This is a genomic window from Aeribacillus sp. FSL M8-0235, assembly GCF_038000355.1.
Lineage (GTDB): Bacteria > Bacillota > Bacilli > Bacillales > Aeribacillaceae > Aeribacillus > Aeribacillus composti.
The window spans coordinates 1,595,756-1,614,071 of record NZ_JBBOBW010000001.1; the positions used below are offsets into that span (position 1 = coordinate 1,595,756).

The window sequence follows — 18,316 nt, forward strand, 5'->3', positions numbered from 1 at the left end:
TTCTTCAAACATTCTATGTATATGTTGCCAACAGGGGTTAACTAACATTTGTTGAATTGACTTATGATGAAGAAATGAATGTATAATTTTATTTACCTGAAGTTACTTTGTTAAGTATATTTTGCGGAAAATAACTGGTAAAATATAGATGGACGTTTCTTTCTAGCAAATACTTTTATACGGTCTTATGGACAACCGTTCATGCGAAGATGGAAGAAGCGTTCTAATATTTGATAAAAGGAAGTGTTACATTAATGAAGGAATATCTCGAACGTGAACGTTATAACGAAAAATACAATTGGTTAGTCTTGTCAAAAAGTCCTTACTTGAAGCAACATGAAACAAATCCTGTGAATTGGTTGGAATGGTCACCTGAAGCTTTCCAAAAAGCAAAAAGAGAAGGAAAGCCTGTACTTGTGTCTATCGGCTATTCCTAGCCCTGTAATGGGGCTAATATATTAATTAAAAGGTGGATATAAAGTTTACTTGTCACTGGTGTCATGTCATGGCTCATGAAAGCTTTGAAGATGAAGAAGTTGCAAAGATATTAAATGAACGGTTTGTCGCTATAAAAGTAGATCGTGAGGAGCGACCAGATATTGATTCCATATATATGAGGGTATGCCAGATTCTCACGGGGCAAGGCGGATGGCCGCTCAATGTATTTATCACACCGGATCAAAAACCTTTTTATGCAGGCACTTATTTTCCTAAGCAAAGCCGTTTTGGACGTCCGGGATTTATCGATGTGTTGCAGCAGCTTTCGGAAATTTATCAAAAAGAGCATGAAAAAATTGAAAAGACAGCAGCACGCATAACGGAAGTTTTAAATAAAAATGCCAGTCGAAATAAGAAAGGTGAGCTGAAGCAAAGCGTTCTTCATGAAACGTTTCATCAGCTTTCAAGCAATTTTGACACAATTTATGGAGGGTTTGGTCAGGCACCGAAGTTCCCCATTCCTCACATGCTCATGTTTTTAATGAAATATCACGAATGGACTAAACATGAAAATGCTCTTTATTTTGTGAATAAAACGCTTGTGCAAATGGCAAAGGGAGGGATTTGGGATCATATCGGCTTCGGATTTGCCAGATATTCGACAGATGCCATGTGGCTCGTTCCGCATTTTGAAAAAATGCTGTACGATAATGCCCTTTTGCTTTATACATTCTCCGAGGCCTATCAAGTGACCCAAAACCCTCAATTTAAAACAATTGCAGAACAAATTATTGAATTTGTCCGACGGGACATGAGGAATGAATCAGGGTCTTTTTATTCTGCCATTGATGCAGATTCTGAGGGGGAGGAAGGGAAATTTTACGTATGGACAAAACAGGAAGTGGTAGAGATTCTCGGGCAGGAACTAGGCGAACAGTTTTGTCATATTTACGATATAACTGAAGAAGGGAACTTTGAAGGAAAAAATATCCCGAATCTCATTCATACGAATGAAGAAAAAGCGGCAATTACCTATCAAATGGGGCTGGAAGAGCTGAAAGAGCAATTGGAGCAGGCGAGACAAAAGCTTTTTGAAAAACGAATTGAAAGACCGTTTCCACATGTTGATGATAAAGTGCTGACCGCGTGGAATGCTCTCATGATTGCTGCACTAGCAAAAGCAGGAGCTGTTTTTGATCAGGAAGCATATATCAAAATGGCAAAAAAGGCGCTGGATTTTATTGAAAATCATTTAATTGTAGACGGAAGAGTTATGGTGCGCTATCGCGATGGCGAAGTAAAACAACAGGCGTTCATTGATGATTATGCATACCTTCTTTGGGCCTATATCGAAATGTATGAAGCGACATTTAATTTAACTTATTTGCATAAAGGTAAACAGCTTGCTGATAAAATGATTGATCTTTTTTGGGATCAAGAAAATGGCGGATTTTTCTTCACAGGTCATGACAGTGAAGCAATGCTTGTCAAGGAGAAGGAAATTTATGATGGTGCGCTCCCTTCAGGAAACAGCGTTGCGGCCTTCGCGCTTTTGAAATTGAGCAGGCTGACCGGCAATTTGGATTTACACGAAAGCGTTCAGCAAATGTATTCTATTTTTAAAGAGGAAGTGGAGAAATACCCAAGCGGTCATACGTTTTTCTTGCAAAGCCTTTTGATGGAACAGCTGCCGCAAAAAGAGGTTGTCATTATTGGTCCGAAAGATTGCAGCAAAAGGAAAAGATTATTGAATCGTATTCAACAGGCGTATACAATGGAACTTTCAGTGTTAGTTGCTGAAGATCCAAATCAATTTGCACAAATTGCGGAATTTGCGAAAAATTATCGCATGATCAATAATGAAACAACTATTTATATATGTGAAAACTTTGCCTGCCAACAGCCGACAACAGATGTAGAGGAAGTTATAAATACATTGAACTTATAATGAAAATGTACGATACTATTATCCCCGACAGGCAGACAGTAAAAAACGATGCATTTAATACGATGTTCTGAAAGTCTGCCTCGGACTGGGGTTTTTATGTGAAAGGACAATCCTGAAAACGGGGAGTCGTTCGTTTGCAGTTTAAAGAGCACTTTCTGATCGGTGACTTGATCCGATTGCTGACGATTCGGCTTCTGACAGCGCAGAAGAAACGCTGATCTTATCGGCGGTGCCGCAAACATATTGGAATAAAGAGCAATGCCCAGATAGCACAAGGGATTAAGAAAGTTCACATTGCTAGGTCATTGAAAGATCAGCGGGAAATGTGATTACAACATTTCAGTACATTAGACAGGGATATGTATGAGCATTATATGATAAAAAACGCCTGGAGACTATTCACTGGAAGCAATCGAAGCCAAGATATGTATGAATATTATTTGAGAAGACTGTCTCACGCTCAAATCGCCAGCTTGTTGCCATTTTGACGCAATGCTGGTGTTTGGCAATGAGGTAGTCTTTTTTGTGTATTTTCAACAACAATTGTTTAGTTTTCAATGATTTTTAAACAAACGCTGTCATTGTCTGAAAATTCAAATCAATTATATGATAGAACCGTAGAGGAAATACCAGTTCATTATATTTTCATTTAGGAAGGTGATAAAAGATGATGAATGGTAAGGAATATTTAGAAAGTTTAAGAGATAACAGGGTTGTTTATTTAAATGGAGAAAAGATTGATGATGTTACAACACATTCTGCCTACGAAAACTCTGCTCGCTCCATAGCAAGAATGTATGATGCTCTTCATGATGAACAGATGGGAAAAATTTTAACGACGACTACTGAAGAAGGCTATCAAACTCACAAATTTTTTAAAGAACCAAAAAATGCTCAAGATCTTTTAGAAGCAAGAGATGCGATTGCACAATGGGCCAAGCTGAGCTATGGCTTTATGGGGCGCACCCCTGATTATAAAGCTTCTTTCACAGCACATTTGAAAGCGTTTGCGGATTATTACGAAGGTTTTGAGGACAATGCGCGAAATTGGTACAAAAAAACAACAAAAGAAGTTCCGTTTATTAACCATACGATTATTAATCCGCAGGTCGACCGTTCAAAACCTCTTCATGAAAATAAAGATGTTTATGTTCGCGCTGTAAAAGAGCGGGATGACGGTATTATTGTAAACGGTGCCAAAATGGTGGGAACGGCAGCTGCACTAACTCATTATAACTTCGTCTCTAACTATGGAGCTCAAGATTTAGGAGATGGTGATCAAAGCCATGCACTCGTCTTCTTTGTACCGATGAATGCGCCTGGCGTAAAAATGATCAGCCGTCAATCGTATGAACAAATCGCAAAAACATTAGGTTCTCCGTTTGATTATCCGCTTTCCAGCCGTTTTGATGAAAACGATGCAGTCATTGTATTAGATAATGTATTTATTCCTTGGGAGAACGTACTTGCCTACAAAAATGTAAACGTAGTAAACGGGTTTTTTGTTGAAACGGGATTTGTAAACCGCTTTACATTCCAAGGTTGTACGCGTTTTGCCGTCAAGCTTGACTTTATGGTCGGCTTATTAATGAAAGCGACAGAGGCGGCAGGTACGAAGCAGTTTCGTGGGGTTCAGGCAAATATCGGTGAGGTTATTGCCCTTCGCAATATGTTTTGGGCTCTTTCTACCGCAATGGCAGCCAATTGTGAAACGAAAAATGGCGTTGCACTTCCGAACCTTCAGTACGGCGCTGCTTACCGTGTGCTCGCTCCAATGGTATGGCCGCGCGTCAAACAAATTTTTGAACAAATCGTTGCGGGGGGCCTCATTCAATTGCCTTCCAGTGCCAGCGACTTTTTAAATCCGGAGCTGCGACCGTATCTCGATCGTTATTATCGCGGTTCAGGCATTGATGCAAAAGAGCGGGTGAAATTGATGAAAATGATTTGGGATGCGATCGGAACGGAATTTGGCGGACGTCATGAGCTTTATGAAATCAACTATGCGGGCAACCATGAGAACATTCGTCTAGAGACGTTAAAAATTGCTGATGCAACTGGAGATTCCGACCGATTTAAAGAGTTTGTCGATTCCGCTTTGGATGATTACGATCTAAACGGTTGGCTCAATGATACTTGGGTATCTCCACAAAAAGAACTTGTTCAGAAATAAAAAGAAAGGAGGTGGTGGATATGGACGATCGCTTGTTTCGCAATGCGATGGGGAAATTTGCTACAGGGGTGACGGTCATTTCAACGGAGCATAACGGAGATATTCATGGAATGACAGCAAATGCCTTTATGTCCATTTCCTTAAATCCGAAGCTTGTATTAATTTCCATTGGAGAAAAAGCGAAAATGCTGGAAAAAATTCAACAATCAAAAAAATATGCCGTTAACATCTTGTCGCACGATCAACAAGTGCTTTCGATGAATTTTGCCGGGCAGCTGGAAAAACCAGTCGATGTACAATTTGAACAGCTGGGGGGACTGCCGGTCATTAAAGATGCTCTTGCGCAAATTTCCTGCCAAGTTGTTAATGAGGTTCAAGCAGGTGATCATGTCCTTTTCATCGGGAAAGTGACGGATATAAACATGACAGAGCAAGATCCGCTTCTGTTTTTCAGCGGAAAATACCATCAGCTTGCTCAAAGCGAACAAGCGACGGCGTCGAGCTAAAAAAAGGGGGCATTTCATTGAAAACAATCATCATTGATCATCAAAATGATCTAGATCTTATTGCCTCTTGTCCTGTCGTTGCTGCACTAGGGTTTTTTGACGGCGTTCATCTCGGACATCAAAAAGTCATTCAGACCGCTAAAAACTTGGCGGAAAAAATGGGGGTAAAAACAGCGGTTATCAGCTTTTTTCCGCACCCTAAAGACATAATCGGCAAAACGGGAAAACGTGTCCAATATTTGCTCCCGCCTGCCGAAAAAGCAAAAAAGTTTTCCCATTTAGAGATTGATTACTTTTATTTAATACGATTTACATCGGAATTTGCAAGACTTGAGCCGAAGGAATTTGTCCAGAAATATTTAGTTCCGCTGCAAATCAAGCATGTAGTAGCTGGATATGACTTCACGTACGGCCGAAAAGGAAAAGGAAGTTTAGATACGATGGAGGAAGACAGCGGATACTCAATCACTGTCACGAAAGTAGAAAATGTCAAACGAAACGATGAAAAAATTAGTTCTACGTTGATTCGAAATAAGATTCAATCAGGATTGATGGAAGAACTTCCTGATTACTTGGGAGAATTTTACGAAACAAAAGGAAAAATGATCCATACTGATGCAAAAGATGAATTGATTTTGGATCGGTACTATATGCTTCCTCCAAAAGGATGCTACGACGTGGCAATTGATATAGGAAAAGGGTGGTTTGAGGGACGCGTGCTTGTTACTAAGCAGAAAAAAATCTATTGGCTTGGTCCATCCATATCTTCTGTGTGGAGTATTTCTCGAGTCAAAGTAAAATGGATTGCCAGAAGTTTCGATTTCACATTAGAGATCGAAGAAAAGGAAGAGAAAAATCTAGTATTTACAAAAGGATAGCGGTGTTGACTTTAGGAAAGGGGGAAGAAATGTTGGCGTTTTTACAGCAAAAAAGCATCAGCAGTGACTTGGCGAAAAAAATGATTGACAAAGCGGTACAAAAGGCTGAAGAACTTGGAGTGAAAGTGAACATTGCTATTGTGGATCAAGGCGGAAATTTGAAATCGTTTTTCCGGATGGACGAGGCGCCTCTTTTAAGCATACAAATTGCTCAAAATAAAGCCTATACGGCAGCGGCTTTCGGGATTCCGACCCATCAATGGTATGACATGATCAAAGATGAGCCGAGCTTGCGCCTTGGGATTGTCCATACAGAAAAGCTTGTCGTTTTTGGAGGAGGGTACCCGATTTATGACGGAAACGATTTAGCTGGAGGAATCGGGGTCAGCGGCGGCTCAGAAGAAGAAGACAGATTGTGCTGCGAGGCTGCGTTATCTTTATTGGAAACGGTTTAATGGAAAGAGCTGATGATCAAATTCATTAAAATAAGATTTTTCAATGAAAGGGAGGATTCAAATGAGCGAAATTTTAAGATTAGGGCGATTGGAGCTTCGGGTGTTGGATTTAGAAGAATCTGTAAAATATTACACAAATGTCATTGGGCTTGAAGTGACAGGACGCGAGGAAAATCGAGTATATTTAAAAGCTTGGGACGAATATGACCATCACAGCATCATTTTGCAAAAATCCGATACAGCTGGAATGGATCATATGGCATTTAAGGTAAAAGATATTTACGAGCTGGAAAAATTAGAATATAAAATTGAGCAATTTGGCTGCAAACTTTCCCGAATTTCCAAAGGTACTAGATTAGCAGAAGGAGAAGCGGTTCGTTTTCAGCTTCCAACAGGCCATCATATGGAGCTGTATACGGAAATAGAACAAGTAGGGACAAAAACTGGGAATCTAAACCCAGATCCATGGCCGGATGGACTAAAAGGAATTGCTCCGCATCGATTGGATCACGCTCTTTTAACAGGCGATGATTTAAAAACAGCAACCCGCTTCTTTACAGAAGTGCTCGGTTTTAGACAAACCGAGAAAATCGTTACGGTAGATGGAGAAGATTTAGTCGGAAGCTTTATGTCAGTGACGAACAAAGGTCACGATCTTGCATTCGTGAAAGGACCGGATGCGAAATTTCATCATGCAGGATTTTATGTCGATAACTGGTATGAAGTATTAAAGGCAGCAGATATTTTAACCAAAAATAATGTTCAAGCAGAAGTGACGCCAACAAGACACGGCATTACACGAGGCCTTACCGTTTACTTTTTTGATCCATCCGGCAATAGAAATGAAGCATACACAAGCGGTTATATGAGCTATGCAGACTTTCCGACCATTACTTGGACGGAAGATAAAATTGGAACAGGTATTTTCTATCATCGAAGAGAACTCATTGAATCATTCTCTAAAGCACTAACATAAAAATACAAAGATCAAGAATATTCTTGTTAAAGGGGTTCGATCATCTCTTCTGATTCGGGAAACACGTAAGGAGATGTTTGCAGCCCCTTCGCTATTTATTTTGCATTCTTAAAAAAGAAATGTTTCAGATGGCTGACCGAAAATCGCTTGAAGTCGATGTTTGGGGTCAGCTTCTTTTTATACGGACATGCGAATTCATAATTTACGGATTGTTCTTTTGATGCGGTTTCCATGCCCAATTTTTTTCAGAGATTTCTTTAATAGTACGTTTCATTTTGATACATCTAAAGGAACATGTTTTTAGAAATACAAACGTATGAAAAAATTTGTTATTTTTTCCTTTTGTTTCTTATTATGAAACAATGGAGTTGTATAAACAATAAATACCGTTTACGATTGGGATAATTAGTATTTTCTAAAAATTGTGTCAATTAATTTCGTGTCAGGAGTACGTGTTGGAAAATGATTCGAAAGCAGTGCCAGAGGGGAGGAATTGGTTTGCAAGAAGCGACAAGTACCAGTGTCAAAACCGGAGACTATGAAACTTATTTTTACCGCACCGGCATCGGAAATAATGAAGCGATTCTTTTTATCCATGGGTCCGGTCCTGGAGCAACTGCTTGGTCTAATTGGCAATATGCGCTCCCTTTTTTCAAGGAAAAGGGATTTGATTGTATCGCGCCAGACTTAATCGGTTTTGGAATGTCGGAACATCCGCCTTCGCCTCCGAAAGGCATCCGTACTTGGATGAGGTTATGGGTGGATCAGCTTAAAGACCTTTTGGATGAATTGGAGGTGAAAAACGTTCATTTAGTGGGAAATTCTTTAGGCGGGGCTGTTGCTCTTCATTTATTGGCCGAGGCGCCTGAACGAATTGATCGCGTTGTGTTAATGGGCTCGGCGGGTGCTCCGTTTCGATTGACTCCAGAACTTGACCGCGTTTGGGGGTTTTATGAGGATCCATCCGCAGAGGCAATGGCGCAAATCATTCGCTGGTTTGCTTATGATGAAAGCTTTATTAAAGACAATCTTGACAGCATTAGTAAAATGCGCTTTGAGGCCGCAATGAATCCTGCCGTGCGCCGTTCCTATGAAGCAATGTTTCCTCCGCTTCGCCAGCAGATAGTAGATGATCTTGTTTTGCCAAGCGCCACTTTGCGCCGCATACAACAACAAGTTTTACTCGTTCACGGGCTGAATGATCCGATCGTTCCTGTCGAGACAAATTATTATTTTGCCAAACATCTTCCGCGGGTAAAAATGATGATTTACGGACAATGCAGCCATTGGACGCAAGTGGAATATCGAGACAGCTTTCATTCTTTGCTTTTGCATTTTTTTCACAATGAAATATAAGAATATTTTTATGTTTTTATCAAAAAACAAGGTTATGATTCGCTTTTTTGAAAGCCAGACAGCATTGCGAATATGCCTAGTACAACACAACAGTTACGGTTGTTGTACATTTCAATCATTGACGCTTTACCTAGAAAGACAGCCTGCACTAAAAGCGATTTGAAATTTTTTGCAGCCGGCATCGCATTTTCTTACTTTAGCGGCTGTCTTCCCGCATCATGTTAAAAGAACGATTTACGAAAAATGTTGGATCAGATGTATGCTTCATCTTTATAGTTTTTTAAAGGAATGGTGCCATTATTTCGACGGTTGCGGTGCTAGAGTGTCAGGGTCCATTATTTGAACAATAACAAACTTTCTCGTGACCAGGAATCAGTGCAATGGTAGAAATCGTCTAAGCGAGAGTTAGCCGATGCAATAGCAAAACGTTTTCTCCATAAGCCTGAACTTCTTTCGTTCGGTTGAAGCCTTTTTATCTTTGGAAAGGAGAGTCAAAACGTATGCCTTTCATTCAAGTTCACTTGTTAGAAGGTCGTTCTCCGGAAAAAAAGGAGACACTTATCTATGAATTAACGGAGACGGTGTGCAAAGTATTGGATGCGCCGAAAGAAAATGTCCGCATCATGATTCAAGAAATGCCTCTAGAACATTGGGGAATTGCTGGAGAATCTGTGAAAAAACGAAGAGAGCATGAAAAAGAGGGATGAAATCGGCAGATACAAAAGTAGAAAGTTAATTGTTTATGAATGGGGAACATGTTGCGTGATTAAGAACTCCGTTCGACGCTTTCAAGAACTGCGGCATTGGTCGTGAAGAAGAAAACATACCTTAAGCAAAAATATTTATTATGCTTATAGGTGTCGGATAGCCATGATGTTATGTTCATCAACGATGCGATCAATGCTATGCATTTTTGTTTCTTTTCGCCAGCGCTAGTAAAAGCAGGTGCAAAATGGCGCATAACGTTATGCTGTAGAGCATGCTTGAATAATAGAAAAAATTATCATGTTGGGAGGGAGATAATAATGGTATATCAAATTCATATAGGCGGAGAAATTTTTTCTTGCGGAGAGAGCGTTGATTTATTAAAAGCTGCGAGATCTCATCAAGTAAAAATTCCTTATGGATGTGCAAATGGAGGATGCGGAATGTGCAAAGTCAAAATCCAAAAGGGAGAATACAAAATTGGATTGTGTTCGAAAGGAGCTCTTTCGGATGAGGAGCGGCAGCAAGGTTATGTATTGGCTTGCAAAACGTATCCGCTCAGCCACTTGATTGGTGATCTTGTTGAATAAAGCTAAGGTGGTAACATATGAACAAAAAAAGATCGGCATTAGATCAGCTGGAATTAAATTTTGATAACGGTTACATTTATATGGGGAAGTCCCGCTCGATGATTGTGGCGACAAATGCGCTCGGATTATTGCGCAGAGATTTAATTCGCGACATGGGATTTGAACGGATGAAAGGTTTTTTGTTTCGGTATGGATGGAATCTAGGTAGACAAGACGCGAAAGAATTGATGAATCATGCAAACTGTACAGTAGAGGAGTACATTCAAGATGGCCCAAAGCTGCATACGATGAAAGGTCATGTGAAAGCGAGATGTACTTTTTTAGAAGTCAGAAGGGAAAATGGAAAATATCAAGTCAGAATGGAAGGATATTGGTGTCATTCCTATGAAGCAGAAGAACATGTGCGCCATTTTGAGACATCATCCATCCCAGTTTGCTTTACCCTTTCTGGTTATGCCAGCGGTTTCGTTTCAGAAATTGTCGGAGAAAAGACGATTTTCAAAGAAATTGCTTGTCAAGGTATGGGAAAAGAAGAATGCCATTGGATCGGCCAAACGGTGGATCGATAGGGAGAAGAAGCGGAACAAGAGCTGTGCTATCTTGAAGAGTCCCCAATCGTAGAAGAGCTGGCGGCAACATACGAAAAACTTTTAGAAGAACGGAATAATTTAAAATTTGTGACGGATGTTCATAAGAAGCTCACTGAGGAAATCATTAAAGGAAACAATTTAGACTCCGTAGTTCGTCAAGTGTTTCAATCGACGAATATCCCAGTTTTAATTGAGAACCTGCACCTTCATCCGATGGCCTATGCTGGGATTACTTCCAATGAATTAGAACAATATAAAAACGAACTTATTGACTATGTAGGAAAAAATCCTTTTTGCCAGCCTCAAGCCATCGTCACATCAACACAACTTCTTCATTTGCGCCATCATGATCGCCTGATGACACCAATATTTTTGCAAAACAAAATTGTAGGATATTGTTCGTTTGTTTATCGCGATTTGCATCAATATAACGCCTCAATTTCTCCTATGATTTTAGAGCGGCTGGCCTCTGTCAGCTCGGTATGCTTGCTCAATGAAAAAGCAAAGCTAGAATCGTATGAACGGATTAAAGGATTTTTTTTAGAGGAAATCATTAATGCGGGACAACAAAGCAATGATCACGACTTAATCATGAAAGCTAGTTTAATAGGAGTGGATTTATCCAAGCCTTTTTATATCTGTGTGCTGGATTGCCGGTTTCAAGAAGATGATTTATCGAAAGAGCTGAAAATGCAAAAAGAAGTTTTAAGTTTTCTTTCCGCTTACGGCAAAGATCAAAAACAAAACATGTTGATTGGCCAGCGTGCTAAACATCTTATTTTGCTGGTAACAGAAGATCAAGTTGCCAAAACAGGTATACAAACATGGTTGTCAAAAATCGTTGATTTACTATCTTCACAATTCTCTACTATTAAATTTTACGGGGGAATCAGTTCCAAAGCAAACAATGTGTCAAATGCCGGGGAAGCATATAAAGAAGCACTTACAGCGGTCAGGGTGTCATCGAAACACCAACAAATCATTTCGTTTGAATCGTTAGGAGTTGTTGGTGTGCTGATTAATGAAAAGAATGAACAAGAGGTAAAAAAAATGGCCAAAGCTTGCCTTGGAAACTTAAAACTGGATGATCCAAAAAATATCGAGTTTCTGCGAACATTGTACATCTTTCTAGTCAATGGCGGTAACTTGGAACAGACAGCGGCAGATTTGGCGTTATCCATCAGCGGATTGCGTTACAGGGTAAGCAAAATCGAAAGCATTATTCAGCAGGAACTGCGAAATCCTATAATTCATCATCAACTTCTTTTATCGATCCAGTCATTAATGATGATTGGAGAGATCGATATCGGCATTAAATAATGAAGGCACTAAAGGTACGGACATTTTCCTGCATGGGAATGGCACCGGTTGTGATTTGTATTCATAATAAAAGTTTCATATGGAAATTCTAAAATTTGCAGGAATCAAGTGCAAATTTTGAGTTAAATTCCATTTGGTATCCCCTACTCAGGTAGACAAAAAAAACAGATGCATTTCATATGATGTGTAAAGAGTCTGCCTGGGATGGGGGTTTTTAATGGCAAAGAAAAAACAAAACCTCAAATCAGGAACCTTTCATTTGAAGGAAAAGATTAAAGACACTTATATGAAGCACACCCCGAAACGATCGAACAGGTTCTCATTTTTTTGCCTTAGCCGCTTTAAAAAAATGCCTGTCCTGCGATCGAATCATTGTCCCGGCATAGTATTCCCTATTTTCATTGTTTTACTTGACAGAATATATGCACGACAAGATCTTTGTTAAATGAAAACTAAACAAAGAAACTGGCGATTTGCCAGTTTAAAGTTCCGCCTCCATCTCTGAAAGACAAGGAGCATGTAAGATGGTTTTCCAATTTAATCAATTCGGCAGTAGGAAACGGGGCAATTTTCACAATTGATTTCATCTTTTAAAAATTGAAGATCGTGAATGGTGATTTTTTTGTTTTGAAAAGAAATCACGCCTTTTTTCCTCAACTTGCTCAACATTCGATTGATGCTTTCTCTAGTCGCTCCGCAAAAATTCGCAAGCTCCTGATTGGTCATGTCGATATTGATGAGAATGCCATTTTCAGTTTCTACTCCATAGGTGTTCGCCATTCGTATGAGTGTGGAGTATAAGGCACCTTTCTTCCCGTTTAAAATCAAATCGCGGAATTTTGTTTGAGTAATTTGATATTGCTCGCTCATCCATTTTAGGAACGAAAGACTAAGATTCGGATTTTCAAACAGTTTGCATTCTAATCGTTCTTTTTTTATGAAATAAATAGAACTGTTTTCCAAAACTTTTGCGTTAAATATGTGCTTCGGATCATTTGAAAAAAAAGAAAATTCACCAATAAGGTCGCCTTTTTTGCAGATCTTTAGCGCCAATTCTCTTCCATCTGAAGTTGTTTTGCTTATTTGCACCAAGCCGGATTGGATGCAATATAATTCATGAACCTCCATGCCTTCTTGAAAAAGATATGTCCCTTCCCTCACGTTTATGATTCCGTCGAAATATTCATGCAAAGCACTCAATGGATCGGTTAAGAATGGATCCGCCACTTGTTTGACCATTATAAAACCTCCTTTCAAGAAGGAAACCATCTATATACCAATATTTTACCAGAACCTAGGAATCTTGATTGTGAAAAAATGGTGAATTGTGATGTAAAGCACATTTTTTTATGAATAAAAATTAGGTGATTACAAAAAAATAAAATGAATTTAAATGATAAGGAGGGAAAAAGAGTGCCGCAACGCATTCAATCGTATGTAAATCAAGCGCAGCAAGCATTGCAGCAGATTCAACAAATTGCCAAAGTACTGAAACAGCAAGAACAGCAAAACGCTAATCAAGCATTTAGCTCAAATCAATTTACAGCACAACAGACACAAGCATTTGGACAAAAGGAACAAAATGCGGTGCAAAATTTGCAGCAAATTGAAAATTTGGCTCAGTCGCTTCATAGTCAAGCACAGCAGCTGCAAAATTATCAACCGAAAAACCAGTATCAAGCAGTATACCAAGCTCAACAACCGCAAAATCAATATCAAAGTCAATCATCAGGCTTCAGCATCAATCCGTTAAGCGGACAAGCGAACCAAACAAACGTTAATGAAGTGCGTCAGCAAAATCAGCAATCAGCGCAGCAAATACCGAACCAGTATCAATCGCAGCAATCATCCGGCTTCAGCTTCAATCCGTTAAGCGGACAAGCGAGCCAAACAAACGTTAATGAAGTGCGCCAGCAAAATCAGCAATCAGCACAGCAAATACCGAACCAGTATCAATCGCAGCAAGCATCCGGCTTCAGCTTTAATCCGTTAAGCGGACAAGCGAGCCAAACGAACATCAATGAAGTGCGCCAGCAAAATCAGCAATCAGCACAGCAAATACCGAATCAGTATCAATCGCAGCAAGCATCCGGCTTCAGCTTTAATCCGTTAAGCGGACAAGCGAGCCAAACGAACATCAATGAAGTGCGCCAGCAAAACCAGCAATCAGCACAGCAAATACCGAATCAGTATCAATCGCAGCAATCATCCGGCTTCAGCTTCAATCCGTTAAGCGGACAAGCAAGCCAAACGAACGTCAATGAAGTGCGTCAGCAAAATCAGCAATCAGCGCAGCAAATACCGAACCAGTATCAATCGCAGCAATCATCCGGCTTCAGCTTCAATCCGTTAAGCGGACAAGCGAGCCAAACAAACGTCAATGAAGTGCGCCAGCAAAACCAGCAATCAGCGCAGCAAACCCAAACTCCGTTTTAAAAAAACGCGAAAAGCAGGAGCAAATTAGAGCTAAACAACATGCGGACAAAATGATAACCAAAGAGTTAATAACCTGTAAAAGACCGTAGAATGTATTTCTGCGGTCTTTTCATCATGTTAAGGGAAGTTTTTCAAAATATTTGTAAGAAATTCAAAAAATGTGAAACTTCATTCTTATCAATCTCGTAAAATAAATTGAAAATAATCATTATAATGGAGGAGATGACTTTAATGAGTGAGCAACTGAACATTCAGCATTCAAATGAAAAAGTGGATAAACCGTCGTTGTTAGGGATTGTGACAAGTCCGATTGAGACGCTTGAGCGGATCAAACAACAGCCAAAAGTATTGCTTCCATTAATTGTTGTCATTATTATTTCATCTTTGGCAGCTTACCTTTCAGTGTTATCAGTCGACTATAGCATCGTGGAAGAGGAATTAGGTGCAGAAGGAGCAGCTTACGTCGGCGCATTTACAACAGTCGGTGCACTTGTGTCTGGTATCATTGGCGGACTTATTACACTATTGATTTCGGCACTCATTCTTTTTGCCATTGTAAAAATTGCCGGAAAACAAATTCGTTTTAAACAAATGTTTTCAATGACCGTTTTTATTTCTCTTGTTACATCAATAGGAACACTGTTAAATGCGATTATTTTATATTTTGTCGGTGGAGGAGACATCACTAATCAAGTATTTACTAGTTTAAACAGTATTGTAGGAGCTGAAGGGGCGCTTGGATCATTTTTGTCATCTATCGAAATTTTTGGAATTTGGGGAACAATATTGACCGCTTTTGGGCTTCATCATGTAGGTCAACTGTCAAAAGGTGCATCTTGGACTATTTCAATCGTTTTATTCATTCTTGGCAGTCTGCTATTGACATTATCTGGAGCAACACAATCATTAGTGGGGGCATAGTTATAGTATGAGAAAGAAAGTTTTGATCGGTGTAGGAGTAGCAGTTATCATCGCTTTATTTGTTGGGATCAGTATTTTTCGTGCTGCATCGAAGGAAAATCCGACTGTAGAAACAGTCAAATTGGAGCAAAAAGAAATTACCGGGAATGTTATGATTCCCGGTACTCTTCAATTAATGAATGAACAAAAAATTTATTATGATGCTGAAAGAGGAAAGATCAAAAAAATCCTTGTCAAAGAAGGGGACAAAATAAAAAAAGGAGCACCTCTCGTCATTTATGAAAACGAACAATTAGAGCTTGAAAAGGAACAGGCCAAGCTTTCGATTGAACAAAGCTATATCAAACTAGATCAAATCAATGAGCAGTTGGATGATCTGAAGAAAAAAGAAGAAGAATTGAAGAAACAAGTCGGTAAAGAAGAAGCAGAAAAGCAAATAGAAAATGAAAAAAATCAACTGCAAATGGATAAGAAAATGACGAATCTTGAGCTTAAACAACAGAAGATTCAACTGGAAACAGTGGAAAAGAAGATTTTAGAACTTGAAGTGAAAAGCGAAGTTGATGGAATTGTGATTACCGTAGATGAAGACGCAGCTGTAGCAATGGGCGAAAATGTGAAGCCGCTCATACATATTGGCAGTTTGAACAAAATGAAAGTGGAAGGGGTCATTTCTGAATACGATTCTTTAAAAATTAAAGAAGGTCAGCCTGTAGTTTTAAAATCTGATGTGGTGCCTGATGCAAAATGGAAAGGAAAAGTATTGAAAATTGGCATTTTGCCTCAACAAGGCAGTGAGATGGCGGCGGAAACAGGAAACGAGGCTGTCCAGTATCCAGTGGAAGTTCTTGTCCAAGATCAGAACATTCCGGTGAAGCCAGGCTTTAAATTGATTATGGAAATTGAAACGGAAAGAAAAAAAGCGAATGTTATTCCTCTTACTGCTGTTCAACAAGATGATGATCAACAATATGTTTATGTAGTGAAAAACGGAAAAATAACAAGAAAAGAAATTAAAACCGGTACTTCAACCGATGAATATATTGAGGTGACGAGCGGTTTAACAAAAGATGATGAAATTGTTCGTGAACCATCTGATGAAATCAAAGCAGGCGTGGAAGTGACAATCAAATGATCAAGCTGGAAGATGTGACGAAATCTTATAGAAACGGTAAAGAAACAATGGATGTGCTCAAAAAAATCAATTTAGAAATCCGGCAGGGGGATTTTGTGGCCATTATGGGGCCGTCCGGTTCCGGCAAATCAACTCTCATGAATATTATTGGCTGTTTGGACCGCCCGACATCAGGTGCTTACTATTTTGAAGGGAAGGATATATCGTCCCTTGATGATCAAGAATTGGCCAAAATACGCAACAAGAAAATCGGTTTTGTTTTTCAGCAGTTTCATCTTCTGCCGCGGTTGAGCGCCTTAAAAAATGTAGAGCTGCCAATGATTTACGCCGGCATTGGGAAAAAACAGCGGGATGAACTCGCTAAGCAGGCTTTAATAAAGGTTGGTCTCGGCGATAGAATTCAGCATATGCCAAACGAATTATCGGGAGGCCAAAAACAACGGGTGGCAATAGCTCGAGCCATTGTGAATAATCCAAAGCTCATTTTGGCAGATGAACCGACTGGTGCATTGGATACGAAAACAAGCGAAGCAATTATGGAACAATTTACAATGCTAAATAAAGAAGGGACAACCATCATTGTCGTAACGCATGAACATGAAGTGGCTCAATTTGCTAAGCGTACGATTGTAGTAAGAGATGGAGAAATTTTACAAGAAGATTTGGGACGGGGGAGCACATTATGAATTTGATGGAAAATTTTCGGATGGCGTTTTCCTCCATTCTTGCCCATAAGCTCCGTTCAATTTTGACAATGCTAGGAATAATTATCGGAGTCGGATCTGTTATTTTAGTTGTAGCAATCGGCCAAGGGGGCGAACAAGCCTTAAAAGCCCAAATTGCAGGCAGCAGCAATACGATAGAAGTGTATTATCAACCAAGTGAAGAAGAGTTGAAAGCAAATCCGAACGCAATGTTAGTGGATCCGTTTACCCAAGAAGATGTTGAAGCGTTGAAAGGGATCCCTGAAGTTAAACAGGTTGTTGCTTCCACGACAAGTTCTTATCAAATAAGGTTTAAAGAAGAAACAATCGATGCCACGGTCTATGGGATCAATGCTGCATATATGGATGTCAATCAATTAAACATTCATAAAGGCCGACTGTTTACGGAAGCGGATTTTTTAGGCGGCAGACGTGTTGCGATTATTAGCGACCAATTAGCAGAAGATTTATTTAAAAAACATAATCCGATTGGCGAGGTCGTTTGGGTATCGAATCAGCCGTTCGAAATTATCGGCATACTTGAAAAACCGACAGGAATTTTTGCCTTTGGCATGTCGGAAATTTACACTCCATGGACGGCTTATCGAAATGCTTTCGGTCAAACGAATTATACGCAAGTAACGCTTGAAGCAGTTAGTGCAGACGAAATCAAAGCTGCAGGGGAAAAAGCTGAGCAATTGCTAAACGACATGCATCAAACAGAAGATTCGTATCAAGTGGTGAATTTTGAAGAAATTGCAGAATCCATCGGCCAAATTACCCGTATTATGACCATGATTATCGGAAGCATAGCCGGAATTTCCCTCGTAGTTGGCGGCATCGGTGTCATGAACATCATGCTCGTCTCCGTCACCGAGAGAACGAGAGAAATCGGCATCCGCAAAGCTCTTGGTGCAACAAGGAGACAAATTTTGCTGCAATTTTTAATTGAATCGATGACATTAACATTAATTGGGGGAACTTTAGGGATTTTATTAGGTGCAGGAATTGCATCCATCATTTCCATTTTTGCCGGTTGGCCATCATTAGTATCATGGCAGGTTGTCGTCGGCGGACTTTTATTCTCAATGTTTATTGGGATTCTCTTTGGACTATTGCCGGCAAACAAGGCGGCAAGATTGGATCCAATCGAATCGTTAAGATATGAGTGATACAGAAAGCTGC

At 39.7% G+C, this 18,316-nt stretch carries 18 protein-coding genes; 17 read left to right on the forward strand and 1 reads right to left on the reverse strand.

The genetic code is table 11. The annotated features are described in order from the left end of the window. Positions 1-254 precede the first annotated feature (254 nt). From NSQ71_RS07725 to NSQ71_RS07780, 12 genes are all read left to right on the forward strand, one after another. The gene (locus tag NSQ71_RS07725) at positions 255-437 is read left to right on the forward strand and encodes a DUF255 domain-containing protein (protein ID WP_144598360.1); all 183 of its coding nucleotides are present in this window, start codon (positions 255-257) and stop codon (positions 435-437) included. A gap of 68 nt (positions 438-505) precedes the next feature. Beyond that, on the forward strand, positions 506-2,386 hold the full coding sequence (locus tag NSQ71_RS07730) for a thioredoxin domain-containing protein (RefSeq protein ID WP_339211355.1): 1,881 nt from the start codon (positions 506-508) through the stop codon (positions 2,384-2,386). A gap of 667 nt (positions 2,387-3,053) precedes the next feature. After that, positions 3,054-4,559, forward strand: coding sequence for a 4-hydroxyphenylacetate 3-hydroxylase family protein (locus NSQ71_RS07735; protein ID WP_339211357.1), 1,506 nt, complete (start codon positions 3,054-3,056; stop codon positions 4,557-4,559). Positions 4,560-4,579: 20 nt separating this feature from the next. After that, positions 4,580-5,065, forward strand: a complete 486-nt coding sequence (locus NSQ71_RS07740; RefSeq protein WP_339211359.1) for a flavin reductase family protein — start codon at positions 4,580-4,582, stop codon at positions 5,063-5,065. 17 nt (positions 5,066-5,082) lie between these two features. Then, positions 5,083-5,943, forward strand: coding sequence for an FAD synthetase family protein (locus NSQ71_RS07745; protein WP_339211360.1), 861 nt, complete (start codon positions 5,083-5,085; stop codon positions 5,941-5,943). Between the two features lie 29 nt (positions 5,944-5,972). After that, positions 5,973-6,398, forward strand: a complete 426-nt coding sequence (locus NSQ71_RS07750; protein ID WP_199757352.1) for a GlcG/HbpS family heme-binding protein — start codon at positions 5,973-5,975, stop codon at positions 6,396-6,398. Positions 6,399-6,459: 61 nt separating this feature from the next. Continuing rightward, on the forward strand, positions 6,460-7,374 hold the full coding sequence (locus NSQ71_RS07755; RefSeq protein ID WP_063389734.1) for a catechol 2,3-dioxygenase: 915 nt from the start codon (positions 6,460-6,462) through the stop codon (positions 7,372-7,374). A gap of 462 nt (positions 7,375-7,836) precedes the next feature. Continuing rightward, positions 7,837-8,730, forward strand: coding sequence for an alpha/beta fold hydrolase (locus NSQ71_RS07760; RefSeq protein WP_339211362.1), 894 nt, complete (start codon positions 7,837-7,839; stop codon positions 8,728-8,730). Between the two features lie 461 nt (positions 8,731-9,191). Further along, positions 9,192-9,437, forward strand: coding sequence for a 4-oxalocrotonate tautomerase (locus tag NSQ71_RS07765; protein WP_277874811.1), 246 nt, complete (start codon positions 9,192-9,194; stop codon positions 9,435-9,437). Between the two features lie 318 nt (positions 9,438-9,755). Then, positions 9,756-10,025, forward strand: coding sequence for a 2Fe-2S iron-sulfur cluster-binding protein (locus NSQ71_RS07770; protein ID WP_063389622.1), 270 nt, complete (start codon positions 9,756-9,758; stop codon positions 10,023-10,025). Between the two features lie 17 nt (positions 10,026-10,042). After that, positions 10,043-10,594: a XylR N-terminal domain-containing protein gene (locus NSQ71_RS07775; RefSeq protein ID WP_339199748.1), complete on the forward strand. Its 552-nt coding sequence runs from the start codon at positions 10,043-10,045 to the stop codon at positions 10,592-10,594. Between the two features lie 108 nt (positions 10,595-10,702). Beyond that, positions 10,703-11,935: a PucR family transcriptional regulator gene (locus NSQ71_RS07780; protein ID WP_340733594.1), complete on the forward strand. Its 1,233-nt coding sequence runs from the start codon at positions 10,703-10,705 to the stop codon at positions 11,933-11,935. Positions 11,936-12,472: 537 nt separating this feature from the next. Here NSQ71_RS07780 and NSQ71_RS07785 read toward each other — a convergent pair. Then, positions 12,473-13,174: a Crp/Fnr family transcriptional regulator gene (locus NSQ71_RS07785; RefSeq protein WP_340733597.1), complete on the reverse strand. Its 702-nt coding sequence runs from the start codon at positions 13,172-13,174 to the stop codon at positions 12,473-12,475. Positions 13,175-13,348: 174 nt separating this feature from the next. Between NSQ71_RS07785 and NSQ71_RS07790 the strand changes: the two genes are divergently transcribed. The 5 genes from NSQ71_RS07790 (at position 13,349) to NSQ71_RS07810 (ending at position 18,303) form a co-directional block, all read left to right on the forward strand. Continuing rightward, entirely contained in the window at positions 13,349-14,371 is a 1,023-nt protein-coding gene (locus NSQ71_RS07790) for a hypothetical protein (protein ID WP_340733599.1), read from the forward strand. A 231-nt stretch (positions 14,372-14,602) separates the two neighbouring features. Beyond that, positions 14,603-15,292: a Yip1 family protein gene (locus tag NSQ71_RS07795; RefSeq protein WP_063389624.1), complete on the forward strand. Its 690-nt coding sequence runs from the start codon at positions 14,603-14,605 to the stop codon at positions 15,290-15,292. Positions 15,293-15,299: 7 nt separating this feature from the next. Then, the gene (locus NSQ71_RS07800) at positions 15,300-16,427 is read left to right on the forward strand and encodes an efflux RND transporter periplasmic adaptor subunit (RefSeq protein WP_063389625.1); all 1,128 of its coding nucleotides are present in this window, start codon (positions 15,300-15,302) and stop codon (positions 16,425-16,427) included. Continuing rightward, complete coding sequence (locus tag NSQ71_RS07805) at positions 16,424-17,113, forward strand: ABC transporter ATP-binding protein (RefSeq protein ID WP_063389626.1); 690 nt, start codon at positions 16,424-16,426, stop codon at positions 17,111-17,113. Before NSQ71_RS07800 ends, NSQ71_RS07805 begins: the two co-directional genes overlap by 4 nt. Beyond that, positions 17,110-18,303 (forward strand): ABC transporter permease, encoded by a 1,194-nt coding sequence (locus tag NSQ71_RS07810; protein ID WP_340733604.1) that lies wholly within the window; start codon positions 17,110-17,112, stop codon positions 18,301-18,303. Before NSQ71_RS07805 ends, NSQ71_RS07810 begins: the two co-directional genes overlap by 4 nt. Positions 18,304-18,316: the final 13 nt, after the last annotated feature.